We start from the raw sequence: 23255 nt of genomic DNA on the forward strand, positions 1-23255 counted from the left end.
CGACACCGGCAGGCCCGCCCCCGGCTGACGGGGCGGGCATGACGCGGGTTCTGGAGCTTTCGGGGATCACCAAGCGCTTCGGCGCCACGCTGGCCAACGACGCCGTCTCGCTCCACCTGGAGCGGGGCGAGATCGTTGCGCTTCTGGGCGAGAACGGCGCGGGCAAGACCACCCTCATGTCGATCCTTTTCGGCCATTACACGGCCGACGCGGGCACTGTCCGGGTCGAGGGCGAGGTGTTGCCGCCGGGCCACCCGCGCGCCGCGATCCGTGCTGGCGTGGGCATGGTGCACCAGCATTTCGCGCTGGCCGCCAACCTGACCGTGCTCGACAACGTCATGACGGGCACCGAGCCGCTGTGGCGGCTGCGCTCCGACCGGTCGGGGGCTCGGGCGCGGCTGGCGGCGCTGGCGGAGCGGTTCGGCCTCAGGGTCGATCCCGACGCGCGGGTGTCCGACCTGTCGGTGGGCGAGCGGCAGCGCGTCGAGATCCTCAAGGCGCTCTACAACGACGCGAGCATCCTCATCCTCGACGAGCCGACGGCGGTGCTGACCACGCAGGAGGCCGAGCGCCTGTTTGCCACGCTGCGCGACATGGCCGCCAAGGGGCTGTCGCTGATCTTCATCAGTCACAAGCTGCACGAGGTGATGTCGGCCTCCGACCGGGTGGTGGTGCTGCGCGGCGGCCGCGTGGTGGCCGAGCGTGCCACGCGAGAGACAAGCCGCGAGGAACTGGCCGAGCTGATGGTGGGCCGCGCCGTCGACCGGCCCGTGCGCCCGCCGGCGACGCCCGGCCCCGTGCTGCTGCAGGCGCGCGACGTCGCGGTGGCGGGGAAGGGCGGCGCCTCGCTGAAGGGGGTCGACTTCGCCCTGCGCGCGGGCGAGACGCTGGGGATCATCGGCGTCTCGGGCAACGGGCAGACGACGCTGGCGGAAGTGGTGTCGGGCGTGCTGGCCCCCGCCGCGGGCACGCTGACCGTCAGGGGTGCGCCGCTTGCTTCGGGCGTGCGGGCCGCCATCGCCGCCGGCATCGGACGCATTCCCGAGGATCGCCACGCCGAGGGCGTGCTCGGCGACATGACGACGTGGGAGAACGTGGTGCTCGAGCGCATCTGGTCGCCCGAGTTCTCGCGGCGCGGGGTCGTCCGCCGCGGGGCGGCGCGCGCGGCTGCCGCCCGCATCCTGGGCGACTACGACGTGCGCGGCGCACAGGTCGACGGGCGGGTGCGCCTTCTGTCGGGCGGCAACATGCAGAAGCTGATCCTCGGCCGCGTGCTCGAGGCTGCGCCCGACATCCTCGTGGCCGCCCAGCCCAGCCGCGGGCTCGACGAGGGGGCCATCGCCGGGGTGCATCGCCGGCTGATCGAGGCGCGGGCGCGAGGCGCCGGCGTGCTGCTGATCTCGGAGGATCTCGACGAGGTGATCGCGCTGGCCGACCGCATCCGCGCCATCGTGGGCGGGCGGCTGTCGCCCGCCATTCCCGCAGAGCGTGCCGACGCTCGCCTGCTGGGCCTGATGATGGCCGGCGACTGGCGCGCGGCAGAAGGCATCGCGGCCGGGGCCGAGGGGGAAGCGCATGCGCTTTGAGCGCCGTGAGCGGCCCTCGGCGGCGCTGACCCTGCTGGCGCCGCTCGGCGCCATCGGCGCGGCGCTTGCACTGGCCGGCGCGCTGATCGCCACGGCCGGGGCCAACGTTGCCGAGGCGTTCGGCCTGATCCTGCAGGGTGCCCTCGGCTCGCGTCTGGGGATCACCGAGACGCTGACCCGCGCGACGCCGCTCATCCTGACCGGCCTCGCCGCCGCCGTCGCCTTTCGTGCGCGGCTGTGGAATATCGGCGGCGAGGGACAGTTCTACATGGGAGCGCTGGCCGTCTCGGCCTTCGGCCTCGTGCCGGGGCTCGCGGCGGCGCCGGCCCCCGTGGCGGTGCTGGCCTGCCTCGTCGCGGGCGCGCTTGCCGGCATGGCGCTGCTGCTGGTCCCCGTGACGCTCAAGCTGCGGTTCGGCACCGACGAGGTGGTGACGACGCTGCTGCTCAATTTCGTGGCGATCCTCTTCGTGTCGATGATGATCGAGGGTGCGCTGCGCGACCCGCTGGCCTTCGGCTGGCCGCAATCGGTGCCGGTGCCCGACGTCGCGCTCCTGCCGCAACTCGTCGAGCGGTCGCGCCTTCATGCGGGCCTTCTGATCGCGCTGGCGATGGCGGTCGCGGTGTGGTGGCTGCAGGAGCGCACCGTCTTCGGCATGCGCGCCCGCGCCGCGGGGCTGAACGCACGCGCGGCCGCCTTCGCCGGGGTGCCGCTGGGGCGCACGCTGGTGCTGGTGGGGTGCCTGTCGGGGGGGCTGGCGGGCCTCGCCGGCGCGATCGAGGTGATGGGGGTGAAGGGCTATGTCACCACCGACCTGTCGCCCAACTACGGCTATTCCGGCATCGTCATCGCCATGCTCGCCGCGCTCCACCCCATCGGCGTGATCGGGGCGGCGCTCTTCTCGGCGGTGATCTTCGTGGGCGCGGATTCGATGAGCCGGGCGCTCGGCGTGCCCTCCTACATCGCCGACGTCACGGTGGCGCTGTCGCTGCTGACCATGCTGGTCGCGCTGTTCCTCGTGCAATTCCGGGTGCGGCGGTGAGCGTGCTGCTCGACATCCTCGCCTCGGTCGGCCTGTGGGAGGCGGTGCTGCGCATCGCCACGCCGCTGATCCTCGGCACGCTCGGGGTGCTCCTGTGCGAGCGGGTGGGCGTGCTGAACCTCGGGATCGAGGGGATCATGGCCTTCGGCGCGATGATCGGCTGGCTGACGGTGTATTCGGGCGGCGATCTCTGGGCCGGCATCGCGGCGGCGGCCGCCTGCGGCGCGGCCTTCGGCCTGCTGCACGCGCTGATGACCGTGCCGCTGGGGCTGTCGCAACACGTCACCGGCCTCGGCATCACGCTCTTCGCCTCGAGCGTCGCCTACTACATCTTCCGCCTGGCGGTGCCTACGGCGAGCTCGCCGCCGACGGTCGAGCCCTTCCGCCCGCTGCCGGTGCCGATGCTGTCCGACATCCCGTTTTTCGGCCCGGTGCTCTTCACCCAGACGGCGCCGACCTATCTCGCGCTCGTGCTCGTGGCGATTCTGGCTTTCGTGCTCTACCGCACGCCGCTGGGGCTGGCGATCCGGATGACTGGCGAGAACCCGCACGCGGTCGAGGCGCAGGGCATCGACCCGATCCTCGTGCGGATCGGCACCATCATGGCGGGCTCGGCGCTGATGGGCGTGGCGGGCGCGTTCCTGACGCTGGCCGCCTTCAATTCGTTCTTCCCGACGATGGTGCAGGGGCGGGGCTGGATATGCATCGCGCTCGTGGTCTTTGCGCTCTGGCGGCCGGGGCGGGCGCTGCTGGGCGCCGTGCTCTTCGCCTTCTTCGATGCGTTCCAGCTCCGCCTTCAGACGGCGGTGGACGGCGTGCCCTATCAGCTCTTCCTGATGCTGCCCTATCTGCTGTCGATCCTCGCGCTGGTCGTCATGGCGCAGCGGGCGAGGGTGCCGCAGGCTCTGATGCAGCCCTACCGCCGGGGAGAGCGCTGAGGACGGCGCCGACGGTATCGGCGCGTTGCGTCCACCCGCCGCCGGGCGGCCGCGTCAGGCGATCTCTGCTTCGGGCTCGCGGCCGGCGAAGAAGGCATCGAGAGCGGCAAAGACCAGATCGGGGCGTTCCTCTGCCGGGTAATGGCCGGTCGGCACCGCGAAGCCGCGCAGATCGTCGGCCCAGTCCGCCCACAGCCTCAGCGGGTCGAAATGGCGGCCGCAATGGCTGTTGGAGCCCCAGAGCACCAGCACCGGGGCCGAAATCCGGCGGATGCCGAAGTCGGCCTTGTCCATCTCGAAATCGACCGTGACGGTCGCGCGGTAATCCTCGCAGACCGCGTGGATCTGTTCGGGCGTCGTGCAGCGCTTGTATTCGGCCATGGCGCGCGGGTCGAAGATCGACAGGCCGACGCCCTTCTTGTTGAGCTTGTAGTCGATGTAATAGTCCAGATCGGCCGTGAGCAGCCGCTCGGGAAACGGCGCCTTCTGGGCCATGAAGAACCAGTGGTAGGATTCGAGGCCCCAGCCGAGGCTGACGTTCGACAGCACGGCGTGCGTCGGCACGATGTCGAGCGAGGCGAAGCGGGTGATCCGCTCGGGCCGGTCGAGCGCCATGCGGAACCCGACTCGCGCGCCGCGGTCGTGCCCGGCGACGGCGAAGCTGTCGAAGCCGAAATGATCCATCACCGCGAAGGCGTCTTCGCCCATCGCGCGGAACGAATACGCGGCGTGGTCGCCGCCGCCCTCGGGTTTTTCGCTGTCGCCGTAGCCGCGCAGATCCGGCGCGATCACGGTATGCGATCTTGCCAGGTCCGGCGCGATCCTGTGCCAGCTGACATGGGTCAGCGGGTTGCCATGCAGCAGGAGCAACGGCGGGCCGGAGCCGCCCTTGACGAGGTTGATCTCGGCGCCCGCGCCGGGGACGCGACGTGTCTCGAACCCCGGAAACAAGTCCTTGTCGGCGGCCAATCCTGCGGTGTCCATCTGCATCCTCCCTGAGCGCGATCCCGGGCGACCTTCTGCTCCGGCCGTCGCGGCGGCAAGCCATCCCGCGCGGCAGGCCGCCCCGCGGCGGGACGCGCCAGGGCTCCGCCGTCGGGATAGTAGTTGCAATTGCGGCTACGCTTGTTAACTGTTTCGGGGGGGACAGCGCAACCGGTGCTGTCTCTGGCGCACCGAGGTGCGTCGGGAGGACGACCCTGCGCGTGGGGAGTATGCCGCGATTCGAGCAACCAGATGTCGCCAACCGGGGGGCTGTCGCTCACCTGGCCCGGCTGCCGGTCGTGGCGGCGATGGCCGCTCTCGCGGGCTACGGCGCGTCGCTGCTCGGCATTCCCCTCGCGTGGCTCCTGGGCGCGCTGATCGCGACCGCGACGATCGGTATTGCCGTGCGGCCCGTCTCGGTGCCGCCGCCGCTCTACAAGCTGGGCCAGGTGATGGTGGGCGTCGCGGTGGGCCTCACGGTGAGCGCCGACATCGTCTCGGAGCTGGGGCCGCATGCCCTGCTCGCGCCCGTGGCGGCGGTGCTGTCGATCGCCGTCGGCCGGGCGCTGTGCCCGGTGCTGTGGCGCTTCGGCGCGGTCGACCGCGCGACGGCCTATTTCTCGCTGGTGCCGGCCGGCATCGCCGAGATGGCCGAGCAGGCGGGCAAGCGCGGCGCGGATGTGGGGGCGGTGGCCACCTTTCACGCCTTTCGCGTCGGTCTGCTGGTGCTCCTGCTGCCGCTGCTCGTCTTCGTCGCGGTCGGCCCCGGCGATGGTGTCGCCGCGCCGGAGCCGGAGACATGGCGCGCGGCCGGCTGGACGCCCTCTTTCGGTGTGGCGCTGGCCATCGGGGGGCTGGCCGCGCTCGGCGCGCGCCGGATCGGTGTGCCGAGCGCCTACGTCCTCGGGCCGATGGCGGTCCTTGCGGTGATGTCCGGGGCCGGCCTGATCGACGCGCAGGAGCCCGACAGCGTCCTGGCGGTGGCCCAGGTGATGCTGGGGCTGGGGATTGGCGCGCGGTTCACGCGGGCGACGATGGGGCGCTTGCCCCGCGCGCTTGCGGTGGGCGTGCCGCTGATGATCGGCCATGCCGGGCTCATGGTGGGGCTGGGCGTCGTGGTGGCGCTCGGCTTCGGTCTGGATCCGGTGGTGCTGGCGCTCGGGGCCTCGACCGGTGGGATCGCCGAGATGGTGCTGACGGCGAAGGCGGTGGGCGCCGACGCGGCCCTCGTGACCTTCTACCAGGTCGTGCGCGGGCTGGCGGGAAACCTGACCGCGGGGCTTATCTTCGAACGGACGGTGGCGCAGCCGGTGGTATCGGGGGACGGGGGTCGCGATGACTGAAACGCTTGACGCCGTCGCAACGAGTGCCAACCCGGATCTCGAGCGCGACGTCCCGGGCGCCGGCGACGGCCTGCGCATGCTCGGCCTCGAGGCGGCGCAGGCGGCGGGGCTCGGCGAGCTTGCGACGCTGCCGCGGGCCTTCAAGGTGCTGGCGGAAGATATTCTCGTGCGCCGTCCGGCGCCGGAGGCGGAGCGCGAACTGGCGGCCCTGCTCGGAGCGGGCGACGCCACGCTCAGCTTCCAGCCGGGGCGGGCGCTGCTGCAGGATTTTCTCGGCGTGCCGCTGATGACCGATCTGGCCGCCCTGCGCGATGCGGCTGCCGAGGCAGGCCTCGACCCCCGCCTGATCGATCCTGTGATCCCGTGCGACTTCGTCACCGACCATTCGCTGGTGGCGATGGCGGCCGGCCGGGCCGACGCGCTGCCGATCAACCGGCGCATGGAGGTGGAGCGCAACCGCGAGCGCTTTGCCTTCATCAAGTGGGCGCAGTCGGCGTTCGGCAATTTCCGGGTCATCCCGCCCGGACGCGGGATCATGCACCAGATCAACCTCGAGTGGCTGAGCACGGTCGTGCGCGGCGACGGGGCGCTCGCGCGCCCCGACACGATGATCGGCACCGACAGCCACACCACCATGGTCAACGCGCTGGGCGTGCTGGGCTGGGGCGTGGGCGGCATCGAGGCCGAAATGGCGATGCTCGGCCGGCCGCTGGAGTTCACCCGTCCGCGGGTGGTGGGAATCGAGCTACAGGGCACGCGGCCGGCCGGCGCGACGGCGACCGATCTCGTGCTCTGGATGGCCGAGTTCCTGCGCGAGATCGGCGTGGTCGGCGCGTTCGTCGAGTTCCACGGCCCCGGCGTGGCGGCACTGACGCTGGCCGACCGGGCGACCATCGCCAACATGGCGCCCGAATACGGGGCGACCTGCTGCCATTTCCCCATCGACACGGGCACGCTCGACTACCTGGCCATGACCGGGCGCAGCGCGGCGCACCGCCGCCGGGTGGAGGCCTATGCCCGCGCGCAGGGCCTGTGGCAGGGCGAGGGCGCGGCGCCGCCGGCCTACGACGAGGTCCACCGGTTCGACCTGTCGCGCGTGGCGCCGGCGATGGCGGGGCCGACGCGGCCCAACGAGCGGCGCACGCTCGCCGAGGTGCCGGCCAGCGTGACCGCCCGGGTGGCCGACCTGGCGGGCGAGACCGCGCAGATCACGCCCCACGCGCTCGGGCATGGCTCGGTCGTGATCGCCGCGATCACCAGTTGCACCAACACCGCGAACCCGCCGCTGATGATGGCGGCCGGGCTGGTGGCGCGGGCGGCGCGCGCGCGCGGGCTGACCCCGCGGCCCTGGGTGAAGACATCGCTCGCGCCCGGCTCGCTCGCGGTGACCGAGTACCTCGATGCCGCGGGCCTGACGGAGGATCTCGACGCGCTCGGCTTCCAGACGATCGGCTACGGCTGCACCACCTGCAACGGCAATTCCGGGCCGCTCGACGAGGCGATTGCCGAGCGGATCAGGGACGAGGGGCTGTGCACCTTCGGGGTGCTGTCGGGCAACCGCAACTTCGAGGGGCGCATACACCCGCAGATCGGCGGTGCCTATCTCGCCTCGCCGCCGCTCGTCGTGGCGGCGGCCATCGCGGGGACGGTCGCCATCGACCTTGCCAACGACCCGCTCGCCGAGGATGCCGAGGGGCGGCCCGTCTACCTCGCCGATCTGTGGCCGGCGCAGGCGGAGATCGACGCGCTGGTCGCCGCGCACGTCACCGGCGAGAGCTTCGCGCGGTCCTACGCGGTGGGCATGGAGAGCACGCCCGAATGGGAGGAGATCGCGGCGCCGGATGGCGCGCGCTTCGCGTGGGACGACACGAGCGGCTTCATCCGCCCCTCGCCGTTTCCGCAGATGGGGCCGGTCGCGGCGCTCGACGGACCGATCCGCGGCATCCGCCCGCTGCTGGCGCTCGGCGACGCCGTGACGACCGACCACATCGCCCCGAACGGGGCGATCCAGGCCGGGAGCCCGGCCGGCCGCTGGCTGATCGAGCAGGGCGAGAGCCCGGCGAAGCTCGGCAATTTCGGCCTGCGGCGCGGCAACCCCGAGGTCTGCGGCCGGGGCATGTTCGACAATCCGCTGCTGTCCAACGCGCTGGCATCGGGCCGCGGCAACCGCACCGTCCACCGCCCCTCGGGCGACGAGGTGTCCGTCTGGGAGGCCGGTCGGCGCTACGTCGACGAGGGGGTGTCGACAATCGTGATCGCCGGAGAGGGCTACGGCGCGGGATCCTCGCGCGACTGGGCCGCCAAGGGCCTCCGCCTGCTGGGGGTCGTTGCGGTCCTGGCCGAGAGCTTCGAGCGCATTCACCGCGCCAACCTGATCGGAGTAGGGGTTCTGCCGCTCGAGTTCGCGGGCGGCATTGGCTGGGGCGACATCCCCCTTGATGGCGGGGCCGTGATCGATCTCGACCTGCCGGAAACGGGCCTTGCGCCGGAGGTCGCGATCCCGGTGCGGGTCTCGCGCGACGGCGAGGATCTCGCCCGGTTCGAGGCCCGCCTCGCCGCGCGGTCTGCCGGGGAGGTCGCCCTGATCGCCGCGGGCGGGATTCTTCCGGCGATGCGCGCGGAACTTGCCGCGAAGGGAGCGACGGATGCGTAAGTCGGCACCGGCCCCCGGGGAACGTGTGCGCGCGGTCGGCCGCCGGATCTGCCGACAGATCGGACGCTTGGCGGGGCTCTGTCAAAAACCAACGAATTCATTTGCTTGCCGGGTGGGTATGTGCCCCGCCCCGAGCAAGGCGCGGGGTATCGGGGGGGAAATCCCGAGTCGGGCTTGCAGACTGTTGACAGTTTGCGGGGCCGTCCTTAGCGTCCTTTCGAGCGGCGTTTCGGCGCCGCGAAAATCGTGCGGTTCGCGGGCTTGGCCCGGAGGCGACGCGAGACCATCCGGCGGCGCACAGTGCGGTTGAAGCCGACACCGCCGGACAACAGTGGAGGAGAAACACTCATGGCGACCTTCAACCCCAAGACGCTTTCGGCGCTGGGCGCCGCGGCGGGTGCATTGCTGCTCTCCGCGCCGACTTCGGCGGTGGCGCAGGACTGCTCGGCCGAGGATTGGCCCTGCGACACGATCGAGCTCGTCTCGCACGCTTCGCCGGGTGGCGGCACCGACACGACCATCCGCATGTGGCTCGACGCGGCCGACCAGATGATCGACGAGGACATGCGCGTCGTCTACAAGCAGGGCGGCGGCAGCCGCGCCGCGCATGAATACGCGGTGAGCCGCGGGGCCGACGGCCACACCATCATCGCGCTGACGCAGACCCACCTCTACACGATCGCCCGGGGCAACTCGCCGCTCTCGATCGACGACATCCAGGGCGTCGCCCGCGCGATGGACGACCCCTCGGTCATCGTGGTGAACACCGATGCCGAGTACGAGGGCTACGAGGATTTCCTCGCCGCCGCGCAGGAAGGCATGACGTGGGGCGTGGCGCAGGTCGGCGGCACCGAGCATATCGGCATCTCGCGCTGGGGCGAGCAGGCCGGCGTGGAGCCGCGCGTCGTGCCCTTCGGCTCGGGCGGCGACATGATTACCTCGCTGCGTTCGGGCGCGATCGACGCGACGCTCGCCAACGTCTCCGAGGCGCTTAACCTGATCGAGGAGGGCGAGCTCAAGCCCATCGCGCTGCTCTACGACGAGCGGGTGGGCGACCTGCCCGACGTGCCGACCGCGGCCGAATTCGGCCACGACGTCTCGGTGACCACGACGCGCGGCTACTACGTGCTGGCCGATACCGACCCCGCCATCGTCGAGAAGATGGAGGAGCTGATCCTAGAGGCGATGCAGAGCGAGCGCTTCCAGGACTACCTGCGCGGCTCGGGGCTGAACCCCGAGACGAATATCGGCGGCGCCGAGGAGTGGGACCAGCAGCTCAAGGCCGAGTACGAGGTTTCGCTGCAGGCGCTGCGCAACCTCGACATGACCGACCAGTAAGAGGCCGACATGCCGAGCGATCCGAGCGATCGGGCCGGTCATGGCGGGGGCGCCAACGGCGCCTCCGCCCTCCGTGTCCACCCCGTAGACGTGGTGGTGTCGGGCGTGGTGCTCGTGCTCTGCGCCCTGCTCTACTGGCGCACGTTCTACTTCGACGAGGTGCCCTCGTCGCTGGCGCAGAACGTGCAGCCCGCGACCTTTCCGCGGCTCGTGCTGATCTGCACGATGGTCTTCGCGCTGATCCTGCCCTTCGAGCAACACCGCAAGCTCGCGCGCGGCATCGACCTCGACGCCGAGCGCTCGGAGGCGCTGCCGGGCATCACCTGGGCGACGATGGTCGCGCTGCTCCTGTTCGTCGCGGCCCTGCCGACGCTGGGCGCGCTGCCGGCGCTGGCGCTGATCACGCTGCTTCTGCCCCTGCTCTGGGGCGAGCGGCGCTGGAAGATCATCATTCCCTACGTGCTGCTCTTCCCCATCAGCATCCTGTTCCTCTTTGCCGAGGTGCTCGAGGTGACGTTCCCCAGGGGGCTGACGGGCGGGATCTTCTACTGAGGTTTTTCGGGCGGCGACGCCCTGAGGCGGCGGCACGGCCAGCCGCCTGCGATGGGAGACGGTTTTGGAATTCGACGCGATCGTAACCGGGATCTCGCTGATCCTGACCCCCACGGGACTCGCGCTCATCCTGATCTCGGTGCTGATCGGGGTGATCATCGGCGCGCTGCCGGGGCTGTCCTCGACCATGGCGGTGGCACTGCTGCTGCCGTTCACCGTCGGGATGGACCCGATCCTCGCCATCTCGATGATGGCGGCGCTCTATTGCGCGGGCACCTTCGGCGGCTCCATTACCGCCATCCTCATCAACGCACCGGGGGCGCCGCCCGCGGTGGCAACGGCGCTCGACGGCTATCCGCTGGCGCAGAAGGGCGAGGCGGGCCGCGCGCTGGGCATCGCCGCGATCTCGTCGATCTCGGGCGGGTTGATGAGCCTGGTGATCTTCATCTTCGCCGCGCCCCTTCTGGCCGATATCGCGCTCAGCTTCCGGCCGCAGGAATACTTCGCGCTCACGCTGTTCGGCCTGTCGATGCTCGCGGCGATCTCGGGCAAGTCGGCGCCGCGCAACCTGATCGCGGGCTTTCTGGGCGTGCTCGTCTCGACCGTGGGCATCCACCTCGTGACCGGCGTCGAGCGCTATACCTTCGGGACGACCTTCCTCTACGACGGGATCGACTTCATCCCCGTTCTGATCGGCGTCTTCGCCATCGCCGAACTGCTGCGCATGGCGAGCGCCGACGACAAGACGATGGAGCGGGTCAAGAAGGTGGCCGTCAAGCTGCCCTCGATGGCCGACATGCGCCGCATCTGGGCGACGATCCTGCGCTCCACGGGCCTCGGCACCTTCATCGGCATCCTGCCGGCAGAAGGCACAACCGTGGCCGCCATCATGGGCTACAACGAGGCCAAGCGCTGGTCGAAGCACCCCGAGGAGTTCGGCAAGGGCTCGATCGAGGGGATCGCGGGGCCCGAGGCGGCCAACAACGCCGGCGCGGGCGGTGCGATGGTGCCGACGCTGGCGCTGGGCATCCCCGGCTCGGGCACGACCGCGGTGATCCTCGCCGCGCTGATCATGCACGGGTTCCGTCCCGGGCCGTTCCTGACGCAGGAGACGCCCGAGATCCTCTACGCGATCTTCGGCGCCATGTTCATCGCCAACTTCGCCTTCCTCGCCATCGGCCTGGCGGGCGCCAAGGTGTTCTCGCTCATCACGCTGGTGCCGCGCACCTTCCTGTGGCCGTCGGTGTTCTGCCTGGCGATGGTGGGCGCCTATGCCTACCAGCAGCAGATGCTGGACGTCTGGACGATGCTGGCGGCGGGCCTGATCGGCTTCATCGCGATGCGGCACGGCTTCGGCCCGGCGCCCTTCGTCATGGGGCTCGTGCTTGGCGGGCTGCTCGAAAAGAACTGGAGCCAGGCGATGATCATCTTCGACAGCGACTGGACGATGTTCTTCCAGAGCTGGATCGCGAACCTGTTCTTCGTGCTCTCGATCCTGAGCCTGGCGAGCCCGTTCATCTCGTCGATGCTCAAGGCCGTCGCCCGGCGCGAGGCCGCCGCAGGGCACCAGCCCCCGGGCGACTGACCGCTCCCGTGATGGCGCCGGGCGGCCCGGAACGGGGCCGCCCGGCGCTGCACACGCTCCGAGAAAGGAAAGACATGGCCAGCAACACGCTGAAGATCGCGGTGATCGAGGGCGACGGCATCGGCAAGGAGGTGGTGCCCGAGGCGCTGCGCGCGCTCGAGGCGGCCGCTTCGAAATACGACATCGCCTTCCAGTTCGACCAGTTCGATTTCGCCTCGGCCGACTACTACCGGAAGCACGGGCAGATGATGCCCGACGACTGGAAGGCGCAGATCGGCGGGCATGATGCGCTCTTCTTCGGCGCGGTCGGCTGGCCCGAGGTGGTGCCGGACCATGTCTCGCTCTGGGGGTCGCTCATCCAGTGGCGCCGCGAGTTCGACCAGTACGTGAACCTGCGCCCGGTGCGCCTGATGCCCGGCGTGCCGTGCCCGCTGGCGGGCCGCAAGCCGGGCGACATCGACTTCTACGTGGTGCGCGAGAATACCGAGGGCGAGTATTCCTCGATCGGCGGGCGCATCTTCGCCGGCACCGACCGCGAGACCGTGGTGCAGGAGACGGTGATGACCCGCCACGGGATCGACCGCATCCTCGCCTATGCCTTCGATCTCGCGCAGTCGCGGCCGCGCAGGCACCTCACCTCGGCGACGAAGTCGAACGGCATCTCGATCACCATGCCCTACTGGGACGAGCGCGTGGAGGCGGTTGCCGAACGCTACCCCGACGTGACGTGGGACAAGTATCACATCGACATCCTGACCGCGCAGTTCGTGCTGCACCCCGACTGGTTCGACGTGGTCGTGGGCTCCAACCTCTTCGGCGACATCCTGTCCGATCTCGGGCCGGCCTGCACCGGCACCATCGGCATCGCCCCGTCGGGCAACATCAACCCCGAGGGCGACCACCCCTCGCTGTTCGAACCGGTCCACGGCTCGGCCCCCGACATCGCGGGGCAGGGCATCGCCAACCCGGTGGGGCAGGTCTGGGCGGGCGCCATGATGCTGGAGCATCTCGGCCACAAGGAGGCCGGCGCCGCGATGGTGCGCGCCATCGAGCGGGTGCTGTCGGAGGAATCGGGCCGTACGCGCGACCTGGGCGGCTCGCTCTCCACCACCGATTGCGGCAAGGCCATCGCCGAGGCGATCGACTGAGGTGATCGACCGGAGGGCCGCCCGCCCGCCACCCAACGGAGGCACGACATGACCGACGACCGCCCTATCCTCGCGCTGATCCCCGGCGACCCGACCGGCATCGGCCCGGAACTGACCGCGCGCATCCTCGCCGAGGGCAAGCTGGCGGACGTGGCGCGCTTCGTCGTGGTGGGCGACCGGCGGGTGCTGGAGCGGGGCGCGCGCTTCGCCGGGGTGACGCTGGAGATCGCCGAGGTCGCCTCGCCCGCCGCCGCCCGGTTCGACGGGCCGGTGCAACTGGTCGACCTCGGCAACACGGACCCCGACGCCCTGCCGCTCGGCGAGGCCGACGCCGAAGCGGGGCGGCTGACCGGCGAGACGCTGGCCCGCGCCATCGAGTTCGCCCTTGCCGGCGACGTGGAGGCGATCACCTTCGCCCCGCTCAACAAGCGGGCGCTCTACGATGGCGGCTGGCGCTTTCCCGACGAGCACAAGATGTTCGCCCACCTGCTCGGACATGCCGGGCAATTCTCGGAGATGAACGTGCTCGACGGTCTGTGGATGACCCGCGTGACCAGCCACGTCGCCCTGCGCGAGGCGCTCGACCAGATCACCGAGGCGCGGATCGTCGATGCGCTCCACCTGGCCGATCGCACGATGAAGGGGGCGGGGATCGACGCGCCTCGCATCGCCGTGGCGGCGCTCAACCCGCATGGCGGCGAGGGCGGCCTGTTCGGCCGCGAGGAGATCGACATCATCGCCCCGGCCGTCGAGCGCGCCCGCGCCGAAGGGATCGACTGCCGCGGGCCATTCCCCTCGGATACCGTCTATCTCAAGGCGTTCCGCGGCGAGGTCGACAGCGTTCTGGCGATGTATCACGACCAGGGGCAGATCGCGACGAAGGTGCGCGGCTTCATGAAGGGCGTGACGATCACCGCGGGTCTCGACACCGTGTTCACCACGCCCGCGCATGGCACAGCCTATGATATCGTGGGGCAGGGCACGGCCGACACCGGCGCGACGGAGGCGGCGATCAGGCTGTCGGCCCGCCTCGCGGCGCGCAGGCGGGCCGAGGCGCTCGAGCCTCAGGGCATGTAGAGGCCGCCCGAGACGTGCACCGTCTGACCGGTCATGTAGCCCGCCTGGGGCAGGCACAGCGCCACCACCATCGCGGCGGCCTCTTCCACCGTGCCGGCGCGGCCAAGCGGCCCGTCGCCATGGGCGGGCGCGGCGCCGGCCGAGGCAGAGCGCGCGCCGCCGATATGGCCGGGCACGAGGCAGTTGGCGGTGATGCCCCGGTCGGCGAACTCGACCGTCAGCGCCTTGGTGAAGCCCACGATCCCAGCCTTGGCGGTGCAGACATGTGCGCGGTTGGGGGCACCTGTATGCCCCGTCATGCCGCCGATGTTGACCACCGTGCCGCCGCCCGTCTCGATCATCAGCGGCAGCAGCGCCTGACAGGTCAGGAACGCTCCGTCGAGCACGACCGAGTTGATCTGCTTCCACTCCTCGAACGACATCTCGAGCAGGGGCGCCTGCTTCCGCACGGCGGCGTTGTTCACCAGGATGTCGGCGCGACCATGCTCGGCGCGCACCGTCTCGGCGAGGCGCGCGACGTCGTCCTGCGAGGTCACGTCGGCCATGACCACGGTGGCCTTGCGCCCGAGGGCGCGGATCTCGTCGGCGACCGCCTCGATCTCGTCTTTCGCGGATCGGGCTGTGACGACCACGTCGGCGCCATGGCTGGCGAGGCCGAGAGCGGTCTGGCGCCCGATGCGACGCGAGGCGCCCGTCACCACGGCGACGGCGCCTTCGATTCGGGTCGGATCAACAGCTGTCGGCACGGTCATGGCAGTCTCCCACATTTCGTTCGCGCGGACGGTCGCGCGTCTGCCGCGCTTCGTCAACTGTTGACAATCTCTGCTCGAATGCAGTGAAACCCCGCAAGGAGGAGCGATGACACGGACGATTCCGGCCAGCGCCGCGAAAGCAGCGATCCATGGCGGCGGCGAGGTCGCCTTTCTCGATCTGCGCGAGGCAGGGCCGTTCTCGATGGGCCACCCGCTGTTCGCCGTCCCGTGCCCGTTCAGCGTGTTCGAATTGCGGGTCGGGGCGCTCGTGCCGCGCCAGGACGTGCCGATACTGCTTCTCGACGGCGGCGACGGTGTGGCCGCGCTGGCGGCGGAGCGACTCGCCGAGATGGGCTATGTCGACGTCTCGGTGATCGAGGGCGGCGCCCCGGGCTGGGAGGCCGCGGGCTACACGCTGTTCAAGGGCGTCAACGTGCCTTGCAAGCTCCTCGGCGAGTTGGTGGGCGAGACGCGCGAACCGAAGCGGATCGGGCCCGACGAACTGGCGCAGTGGCAGGCGGAGGGGCGCGACTTCGCGTTCTACGATTGCCGGCCGCGCTCGGAATTCTCGAAAATGACGGTGCCGGGCACGGCGTGCCTGCCCAATGGCGAGGTCGCGCACCGGCTGCCGGCGGCGGCGCGGCCGGGTCAGCCTGTCCTACTCACCTGCGCAGGGCGCACGCGGGGGCTGATCGGCGCGGTGTCGCTCGCGGAAGTCGCGCCGGAGGTCGATGTCTACGCGCTCGAGAACGGGACGCAGGGCTGGGCGCTCTCGGGGCGCGAGCTGTTGCGGGGCAACACGCCGGGCGCCTATCCCGAGCTCGACGAGGGTCAGCGCGAGGAGACCGCGCAGCGTGCGCGGCGGTTCATGGCCGACAAGGGTATCCCCGAGATAGATGCGTCCGGCGTGCGCGACTTGCTCGCGGATCCGGCCAGGACGACCTTTCTGCTCGATGTGCGATCGAGCGAGGAGGCGCGCGACGACCCGCTTCCGGCCTTCACGCCGGCGCTTTCCGTTCAGCTCGTGCAGGCGAGCGACCAGTGGATCGGGGTGCGCCGGGCGCGTGTCGTCCTGGCCGACGACCTCGGCCTGCGCGCCGCCATCGCCGCGCGCTGGCTCCGCGCCCTTGGGTGTGATGCCCGCGTGTTGCGCATCGACGAGGCGGCGCGGGCGATCCCGCCGCGTGCGATCCCTGCACCGCGCCCTGTCTTGTGCGAGCAAATCGACGCGAGGGCTGCGCTTGAGCGGTCCGCGCGGGGCGGTGTGCGGTGGATCGACGTGCGATCGTCGGACGCCTATCGCGCCGGGCATGTCGCCGGCGCCGCATGGGCCCTGCGCACCGATACGGAGGTGCTTCGAGAGGGGGCGGAGGCGGTCATCCTGATCGGCGACGGCTCTGGCCGGGCCGAGTTGATCGCGGGCGATCTGAAGCGCAGCGGCGCCGGGGGCGACGTGGCCTGCGTGCAGGGCGGCCATGCTGCGCTCGTGGCGGCCGGCGCCGCGGTCCAGGCGACCCCCGACCAACCGCCGGAGCTGGCCTCGCCCGATGTGACGTGGTTCGCGCACGGCCGGCACGACGGCGATCTCGACGCCTCGCGGACCTACCTCGATTGGGAAGTCGGGTTGGAGCACCAACTCGACGCACAGGAGCGAGCGGAATACGCGCTGTGACCACCGGGAGCGGCGCAACTGGCATGGCGCCGACTGTTGACAATCTACAATTCTTCGGGTGGGCTGCCCCGAGGTGCGAAATGGAGGGCCCGAGACCGTGAACATGATCGTCGATAACGCGAGCGATGCGAAAGCCTGGCAGGAGGTCGGGGACGGTCTGACCGCCGAGGTGGCCGACTTCGTGCTCGGCACGTCCGTGGCTGACCTTCCCGAGGTCGTCGTCGAGACGGGCCGCAAGTCGATCCTCGACGGTCTGGGGCTAGCGCTTTCGGGCTCTGTCGCGGCCTCTGGCGGCATCGTGCGCGCGCACCTCGATTCGCTCGGCCTCGGCGCCGGGCCGGCGACCGTGATCGGGTCGGCGATGCGCGTGGCGCCCCGGTTCGCCGCCTTCGCCAACGGGGTCGGGATCCACGCCGACGATTACGACGACACGCAGCTGGCCGTGGCCCCCGACCGGGTCTACGGCCTGCTGACCCACCCGACCGCCCCCGCGCTGCCCGCCGCCCTCGCACTCGGCGAGGCGAAGGGCGCCAGCGCCGTCGACGTCATGCTGGCCTACCACCTGGGCGTCGAGGTCGAGTGCAAGATCGCCGAGGCGATCAACCCGCGCCACTACCAGACCGGCTTCCACGCGACCGCCACCTGCGGCACCTTCGCCGCCGCCGCGGCCGCCGGTCGCCTGATGGGCCTCGACAGGGACGCGATGCTGCGCGCGCTGTCGATCGCCGGCAGCCAGTCGGCCGGCCTGCGTGAGAACTTCGGCACGATGACCAAGCCCTTCCACGCCGGCCGCTCGTCGGAGAGCGGGGTCGTCGCGGCCGATTTCGCGTCGCGCGGATGGTCGGCCAGCTCCAACATCCTCGAGGCGATGCGCGGTTTCTTCCGCGCGGCCGGCGGCGGCTACGATGCCGGGGCCATCAGGGGCAAGCTGGGCAAGCCCTGGACGTTCGAGGACCCGGGCGTGTCGATCAAGCCGCACCCCTCCGGCTCGCTGACCCATCCGGGCATGACCGAGATGCTGCGGCTCATCCGCGAGAACGGGATCACGGCCGATCAGGTCGTGCGCGTGCGCGTCGGCACCAACTCGAACATGCCGAACGCGCTGATTCACCATCGCCCGACCAACGAGTTGCAGGCCAAGTTCTCGTTCGAGTTCTGCATGGCGATCCTGCTGATCGAGGGGCGGGGCGGCCTGCCCGAATTCACCGACGAGGTGGTCAACCGCCCCGACGTGCAGGCGATCATCGAAAAGGTCGATTTCGTGGTCGACGAGCGTGCCGAAGCGGCCGGTTACCACAAGATGACCACGTATATCGACATCGAGCTGGCGGATGGCCGCACGGTGTCGGGCGTGGCCGATTTCGGCAAGGGCAGCCCTGCCAACCCGATGAGCTACGACGAGGTCGCCGGCAAGTTCCACGAATGTGCCGAGTTCGCCGGCTGGGATCGCGCCCGCGCCGAGCGCGTGGTGTCGATGGTGGCCGAGTTCGAAAATCTGGGCTCGCTCGAGCAGCTGATGGCGGAATTGCGGAAATAGGCGCCTGCCCGTGCGGGGCCTCATGATGGGGGAAAAGGCATGACCGATCGCATGGTGACACGCGAGTTGGCGCAGTGGATTTCGGGCCTCTCGGGATCGGACATTCCCGACGAGGTGCGCAGCGAGGGCGTGCGCACCTTCGTCAACTGGCTGGGATGCGCGCTGGGCGGTGCCGACCATCCGTCGATGGATGCCGCGCTGCGGGCGCTGTCGCCGTTCTCGGGCCCGCGCTCGTCGACGGTGCTCGGTCGCACCGACACGCTGGATCCGATGAACGCGGCGCTGCTCAACGGCATCTCGAGCCACGTGCTCGATTACGACGACACTCACCTCAAGACGATCATCCACCCGGCCGGTCCGGTGGCGTCGGCGCTGCTGGCGCTGGCCGAGCTGCGGCCGATGTCGGGCCAGGATTTTCTGACCGCGCTGATCGCCGGCGTCGAGGTCGAGTGCCGGATCGGCAATTCGGTCTACCCGGCCCACTACGACCGGGGATGGCACATCACGGGCACGGCCGGCGTCTTCGGCGCGGCGGCCGCCTGCGGGCACGCCATGGGCCTCGATGCGCAGAAGCAGACCTGGGCGCTCAGCCTCGCCGGCACGCAATCCTCGGGCCTGCGCGAGGCGTTCGGCACGATGACCAAGTCCTACCATCCCGGCGTCGCGGCGATGAACGGTCTGCGGTCGGCGATTCTGGCCGAGGCGGGCTTCGACAGCGCCGAGCAGGGCATTGAGGGGCGCCGCGGCTGGGCCGCCATCCTCTCGGACGCCTTCGACGAGACCGAGATCCTCGGCGGCCTCGGCGAGCGGTGGGAAGCGGCGCTCAACAGCTACAAGCCCTTCGCCTGCGGTATCGTCATCCACCCCACGATCGACGGTTGCCAGCAGATCCGCGCGGAGATCGGCGACAAGGTGCGCGACATCGCCAGCGTCGAGCTGCGGACCCATCCGCTGGTGCTGGAACTGACCGGCAAGCGCACACCGCGCACCGGGCTGGAAGGCAAGTTTTCGGTGTTCCACTCCGCCGCCTGTGCCCTGCTGCGCGGCGATGGCGCACCCACGGCCTTCACCGACGAGGTGGTCAACCTGCCCGAGATCCTCGACCTGCGCGGCCGCGTCGAAGCCATCACCGACCCGGACATGCACGAGGCCTCGGTCAGGATCACGCTCACCTTCAACGACGGAACGACGCTGGAGAAGTATGTCGAGCGTGCCATCGGCAGCCGTGACCGGCCCCTGTCGAACGACCAGCTGGAGGAGAAATTCCTCACCCAGGCCGGTCTCGTCGTCGGCGAGGACGTCGCCAAGGCCGCGCTCTCGGCGGCGTGGGGCATCGAACGTGCCGATCCGGCATCAGTTGCCCGGGCAACGGTGCCCGTATCGAGTGCGGCCGCGGAATAACTCGGCACCGGGCGGTTTTGCGGCTATCGTGGCGCGCGGCGGGCGGCCCGGGCCCCGAAGGCCCGGGTGCAAGAGCCAACGGACGGCGGCAATGTGAGCGCAAAAGGTGTCATTCGACCGACCTGACCAGAGCGACGACCTGTCGGTCCTCCGATCGGTCTCTTTGACGAGCGCGCTCGAGCGCAAGCTCGAACACCTGATCATGTCGGGCGAGCTGGTGCCGGGCGGGCGGCTGAACGAGATCCAGCTGGCGCAGCGTTTCGGCACGTCTCGCGGGCCGGTGCGCGAAGCGATGCGAAGTCTTGAGGCGAAGGGCTTCGTCGAGGTGATCCGTAATCGCGGCGTGTTCGTGCGCCAGATCAGCCTCGCCGAGGCTTGCGAGATCTACGAATTGCGCGGCACGCTGTTCGGCCTCGCGGGGCGGCTGACGTCGCATCGCATGACCGACGATCTGCTCCGGCGCCTGCGCGATCTCGTGGAGGAGATGGAGACGGCTGCGGACCAGAACGATCTCGACGCCTACTATCCGCTCAACCTGCAGTTTCACGCCACCATCATCGACGCGAGCGGCAATCGCCTGTTGGCGTCCGAGTATTCCAGGTTCGTCAACAAGATGCACCTGTTCCGGCAAAAGAGCCTGGTGCAGGGCGGCGGCCTGGCGGTGTCCAATTCCGAGCACCGCGAAATGCTCGCCGCGCTCGCGGCCGGCGATGCCGACCGGGCCTATCTGAGCCACTGGCGGCACGTCGACCGTGCCAAGCACCGCATGATCGTCGCTGTCGAGAACTCTACCACGGCCTCGGGCGCGCGCCACCGCGCCGGCGATCCCGCAGCACGCTGATCCGAGCCGGTTCCGGCTGCGGCAGGCAGCCTGCCCTGCCCGCTTTCCCGCACCTCGAATTGACAGTAGTTGTGCCTGCTACTACTAATGTCGGGTGACGGAAGAGGGAGGCCGATCGGCATGTTGCGAAAGAGCGGATGCGCCACAGCAGGTGACGGCCGGCACGGGCGGGTGCGATGACGCAGGTTGCAAGAATTGCCCTGCGGCGGCTGCGGTTGCCACTCCACACGCCCTACCGCCTGTCCTACCGGACGTTCACCGAATTCGAGCCGTTCCTCGTCGAGGTCGAGGATGCCGACGGGCGCATCGCGCGGGCCGACGCGCACATCTCGCCGGGGTCGAGCGCAGAGACGCGCGAGGGCGGCTGGGCACACCTGACCGAGCGCCTGCCGCGCCTCGTGGGGATGGAGCCCGAGGCCGCCAAGGCCACGCTTCTGGCGGACTTCACCGCGAGCAAGGTCGCCACGACCGCCGCGGTCGTCGCCCTCGAGATCCTCGCCGACGACCCGCTCGCGACGGTCGCGGCGCCGGCGGAGTTACCCTTGCTCACCCCGATCGGCGCGCTGGAGCCCGCCGACATCGAGCGCGAGGTGGAGCAGGCGATTGCGGCGGGCTTCGCCACGCTCAAGATCAAGGTCGGCAAGGATCTGGAGGGCGATCTGGTGCGTCTCGGCCATATCCAGCGCGCTGTCGCGGGGCGGGCGGCGCTGCGCGTCGATGCCAACCGCGCCTACGATCGTGATGACGCCATCGCGTTCGCCCGCCGCGCAGACCCGGACGGCATCGTGCTGTTCGAGCAGCCCTGCGAGGCCGATCTGTGGGACGACAACGCGGCCGTCGCGGGGGCCTCCGACATACCCGTGATGCTCGACGAGCCGATCTGCACGATGCAGGACATCGAGCGCGCGGCATCCATACCCGGCGTCGGCTTCTGCAAGGTGAAGCTGAAGCGCTTCGGCGGGCTGCAGCCGCTCGCCGACGGCATCCGCGCGATCCAGGACGCCGGGATGCAGGCGGTGCTGGGCGACGGGCTCGGCTCGGATCTGCACGCATGGTGCGAGGCCGCCATCGCCGCCCGCAGCATCGACAATGCCGGCGAGTTCAACGGCTATCTCAAGATGACCCGGCGCCTCTTCGCCGAGCCGCTCAGGACGGAGCGGGCGGTCCTGCACCTGGAGTCCGGGCCGTGCCCCGCGCTCGATCCGGGTCGGATCGAGGCCGCGACCACCCAACATGTCGAGTTCCGCTGATCGGAAAGGAGCCAGCATGGCGCATGACGAGCTGATGAACGAGCTGGACGCCCGCCGCGCGGCGGCGCGCCGGATGGGCGGCCCGGAGAAGCTGGCGAGGCGTGCCGAGAAGGGCGACCTCAACGCCGAGGAGCGCGTGGCCGCCTTGGTGGACGAGGGCAGCTTCTACGAGACGGGGCTGCTGGGGGTGTCGTCGTATTCGCCCGCCGAGGCCGCCAAGACGCCGCGCGACGGCAAGATCGCGGGGTTCGGCCGGATCGACGGCCGCGACGTGGGAGTGGTGGTGAACGACTTCACCACCAAGGGCGCCTCGACCGGCGCGACCAACTCCAAGAAGATGGGCTATGTCCGCAAGACCTGCGTCGAGCGTGGCATCCCCTTCCTCCACGTGGGCGAGTCGACGGGGGCGCGGCTGCCCGACGCGATGGGCTCGCGCGGCATGGGCCAGATGCTCGGCAACGACACCTCGCAGTTTCGCCGCAAGCGCGAGGTGCCCTACCTCTCGGCAGCGCTCAACACGTCGTTCGGCTCGTCGGCCTGGATGTGCTGCATGGCCGATTTCGCAGTGATGAAGAAGGGCTCGATCATGTCGGTGTCGAGCCCGCGGCTCGTCTCCATGGCGATCGGCGAGAAGGTCGACCTCGAAGAGCTCGGCGGCTGGCGGCTGCACGCCGAAAAGACCGGGCTGATCGACCATTTCGTCGATACCGACGAGGAGGCGCTGGCGGCGATGCGGCGCTTCCTGTCCTACATGCCCAGCCACAACAGGGAGTTGCCGCCCGAGGCCCCGGTGCCCGAGGGCGCGGGCGAGGGGCAGGAGAAGATCCTCGACATCCTGCCGGAGCGGCGCAACCAGGTCTACAACATGAAGAAGATCGTCGAGGTCATGGTCGACCCCGGCAGCTTCTTCGAGCTCAAGGCCCGCTTCGGCAAGCCGCTGATCACGGGGCTCGCCCGCATGGGCGGCAAGGTGGTGGGCATCCTCGCCAACAACCCCATGGTGGGGGGCGGTGCGCTGTCGGCCGACGCCTGCCGCAAGGCGGTCGATTTCACCGTGCTGTGCGACAGCTTCAACATTCCCATCGTCCGGCTGATGGACACGCCGGGCTTCGTGGTGGGCACCGAGGCCGAGCGGCGCGGTGCGCCGGGCTGGATCATGAACTTCATGAACACCGCCTGCCTCACGACGGTGCCCTCCGTCACCGTTCTGTGCCGCAAGGCCTACGGGCGGGCCTACGTGGCGATGGGCGGCGGGGCGCACAACGACAGCATGGTGGCCTGGCCGACGGCCGAGATCAGCTTCATGGATCCGGTCTTTGCCACCTCGATCGTCCACAACAAGGCTCAGGGCGACGAGGGCTTCGAGGACGCGCTGGCCGACATCCAGAAGGATCTGGAGGTCTGGGGCATGGCCGAGATCTACTCGGCGCACGACGTGATCAAGCCGCAGGAAACGCGCGAGCACGTCATCCGCATGCTCGACATCCATCGCCGCCGCCGCTCGGGCGGGCTGGGCGAGCACCTGATGAGCACCTGGCCCACCAGCTACTGATGCC

General features: G+C 70.2%; 18 protein-coding genes. 16 read left to right on the forward strand and 2 right to left on the reverse strand.

All coding sequences use genetic code 11. From position 1 onward, the window contains the following. Positions 1–38: 38 nt before the first annotated feature. Genes DLJ49_RS00675 through DLJ49_RS00685 form a run of 3 tightly spaced genes read left to right on the forward strand, consistent with a single transcriptional unit; the run spans position 39 to position 3566 of the window. Positions 39–1586, forward strand: coding sequence for an ABC transporter ATP-binding protein (locus tag DLJ49_RS00675; RefSeq protein WP_115391585.1), 1548 nt, complete (start codon positions 39–41; stop codon positions 1584–1586). Then, positions 1576–2628: an ABC transporter permease gene (locus tag DLJ49_RS00680; protein WP_115391586.1), complete on the forward strand. Its 1053-nt coding sequence runs from the start codon at positions 1576–1578 to the stop codon at positions 2626–2628. The genes DLJ49_RS00675 and DLJ49_RS00680 overlap by 11 nt, the downstream gene beginning before the upstream one ends. Beyond that, positions 2625–3566, forward strand: coding sequence for an ABC transporter permease (locus DLJ49_RS00685; RefSeq protein WP_115391587.1), 942 nt, complete (start codon positions 2625–2627; stop codon positions 3564–3566). The genes DLJ49_RS00680 and DLJ49_RS00685 overlap by 4 nt, the downstream gene beginning before the upstream one ends. 54 nt (positions 3567–3620) lie before the next feature. Here the strand turns inward: DLJ49_RS00685 and DLJ49_RS00690 are convergent, their stop codons facing one another. Beyond that, the gene (locus tag DLJ49_RS00690; RefSeq protein WP_199533257.1) at positions 3621–4550 is read right to left on the reverse strand and encodes an alpha/beta fold hydrolase; all 930 of its coding nucleotides are present in this window, start codon (positions 4548–4550) and stop codon (positions 3621–3623) included. 308 nt (positions 4551–4858) lie between these two features. Between DLJ49_RS00690 and DLJ49_RS00695 the strand changes: the two genes are divergently transcribed. The 7 genes from DLJ49_RS00695 (at position 4859) to DLJ49_RS00725 (ending at position 14246) form a co-directional block, all read left to right on the forward strand. Further along, positions 4859–5893 carry an AbrB family transcriptional regulator gene (locus DLJ49_RS00695; protein ID WP_158547363.1) on the forward strand — a complete coding sequence of 345 codons (1035 nt, stop codon included), beginning with the start codon at positions 4859–4861 and terminating at the stop codon, positions 5891–5893. Further along, a complete protein-coding gene (acnA, locus tag DLJ49_RS00700; RefSeq protein ID WP_115391590.1) occupies positions 5886–8546 on the forward strand; it encodes an aconitate hydratase AcnA in 2661 nt (886 codons plus the stop codon). The genes DLJ49_RS00695 and acnA overlap by 8 nt, the downstream gene beginning before the upstream one ends. 348 nt (positions 8547–8894) lie before the next feature. After that, positions 8895–9884 carry a Bug family tripartite tricarboxylate transporter substrate binding protein gene (locus DLJ49_RS00705; RefSeq protein WP_115391591.1) on the forward strand — a complete coding sequence of 330 codons (990 nt, stop codon included), beginning with the start codon at positions 8895–8897 and terminating at the stop codon, positions 9882–9884. A 9-nt stretch (positions 9885–9893) separates the two neighbouring features. Beyond that, positions 9894–10436, forward strand: a complete 543-nt coding sequence (locus DLJ49_RS00710) for a tripartite tricarboxylate transporter TctB family protein (protein WP_115391592.1) — start codon at positions 9894–9896, stop codon at positions 10434–10436. 64 nt (positions 10437–10500) lie between these two features. After that, on the forward strand, positions 10501–12021 hold the full coding sequence (locus DLJ49_RS00715) for a tripartite tricarboxylate transporter permease (RefSeq protein ID WP_115391593.1): 1521 nt from the start codon (positions 10501–10503) through the stop codon (positions 12019–12021). Between the two features lie 74 nt (positions 12022–12095). Then, positions 12096–13169: a tartrate dehydrogenase gene (locus DLJ49_RS00720; RefSeq protein WP_115391594.1), complete on the forward strand. Its 1074-nt coding sequence runs from the start codon at positions 12096–12098 to the stop codon at positions 13167–13169. 48 nt (positions 13170–13217) lie between these two features. Further along, positions 13218–14246 carry a PdxA family dehydrogenase gene (locus DLJ49_RS00725; protein WP_115391595.1) on the forward strand — a complete coding sequence of 343 codons (1029 nt, stop codon included), beginning with the start codon at positions 13218–13220 and terminating at the stop codon, positions 14244–14246. Here the strand turns inward: DLJ49_RS00725 and DLJ49_RS00730 are convergent. Then, entirely contained in the window at positions 14234–14998 is a 765-nt protein-coding gene (locus DLJ49_RS00730; protein WP_115391596.1) for an SDR family NAD(P)-dependent oxidoreductase, read from the reverse strand. The genes DLJ49_RS00725 and DLJ49_RS00730 overlap by 13 nt on opposite strands. Before the next feature lie 106 nt (positions 14999–15104). Between DLJ49_RS00730 and DLJ49_RS00735 the strand changes: the two genes are divergently transcribed. The 6 genes from DLJ49_RS00735 (at position 15105) to DLJ49_RS00760 (ending at position 23251) form a co-directional block, all read left to right on the forward strand. Beyond that, positions 15105–16670 (forward strand): rhodanese-like domain-containing protein, encoded by a 1566-nt coding sequence (locus tag DLJ49_RS00735; RefSeq protein WP_115391597.1) that lies wholly within the window; start codon positions 15105–15107, stop codon positions 16668–16670. 103 nt (positions 16671–16773) lie between these two features. Then, entirely contained in the window at positions 16774–18207 is a 1434-nt protein-coding gene (locus DLJ49_RS00740) for an MmgE/PrpD family protein (protein ID WP_115391598.1), read from the forward strand. Positions 18208–18246: 39 nt separating this feature from the next. Continuing rightward, complete coding sequence (locus DLJ49_RS00745) at positions 18247–19608, forward strand: MmgE/PrpD family protein (protein WP_115391599.1); 1362 nt, start codon at positions 18247–18249, stop codon at positions 19606–19608. A 106-nt stretch (positions 19609–19714) separates the two neighbouring features. Beyond that, positions 19715–20449: an FCD domain-containing protein gene (locus tag DLJ49_RS00750; RefSeq protein WP_233488570.1), complete on the forward strand. Its 735-nt coding sequence runs from the start codon at positions 19715–19717 to the stop codon at positions 20447–20449. A 176-nt stretch (positions 20450–20625) separates the two neighbouring features. Further along, the gene (locus tag DLJ49_RS00755; protein ID WP_115391600.1) at positions 20626–21699 is read left to right on the forward strand and encodes a mandelate racemase/muconate lactonizing enzyme family protein; all 1074 of its coding nucleotides are present in this window, start codon (positions 20626–20628) and stop codon (positions 21697–21699) included. 16 nt (positions 21700–21715) lie between these two features. Then, entirely contained in the window at positions 21716–23251 is a 1536-nt protein-coding gene (locus DLJ49_RS00760; RefSeq protein ID WP_115391601.1) for an acyl-CoA carboxylase subunit beta, read from the forward strand. Positions 23252–23255: the final 4 nt, after the last annotated feature.

Origin of the sequence: Rhodovulum sp. 12E13, from assembly GCF_003340565.1 — a bacterium.
GTDB lineage: Bacteria > Pseudomonadota > Alphaproteobacteria > Rhodobacterales > Rhodobacteraceae > HLUCCA09.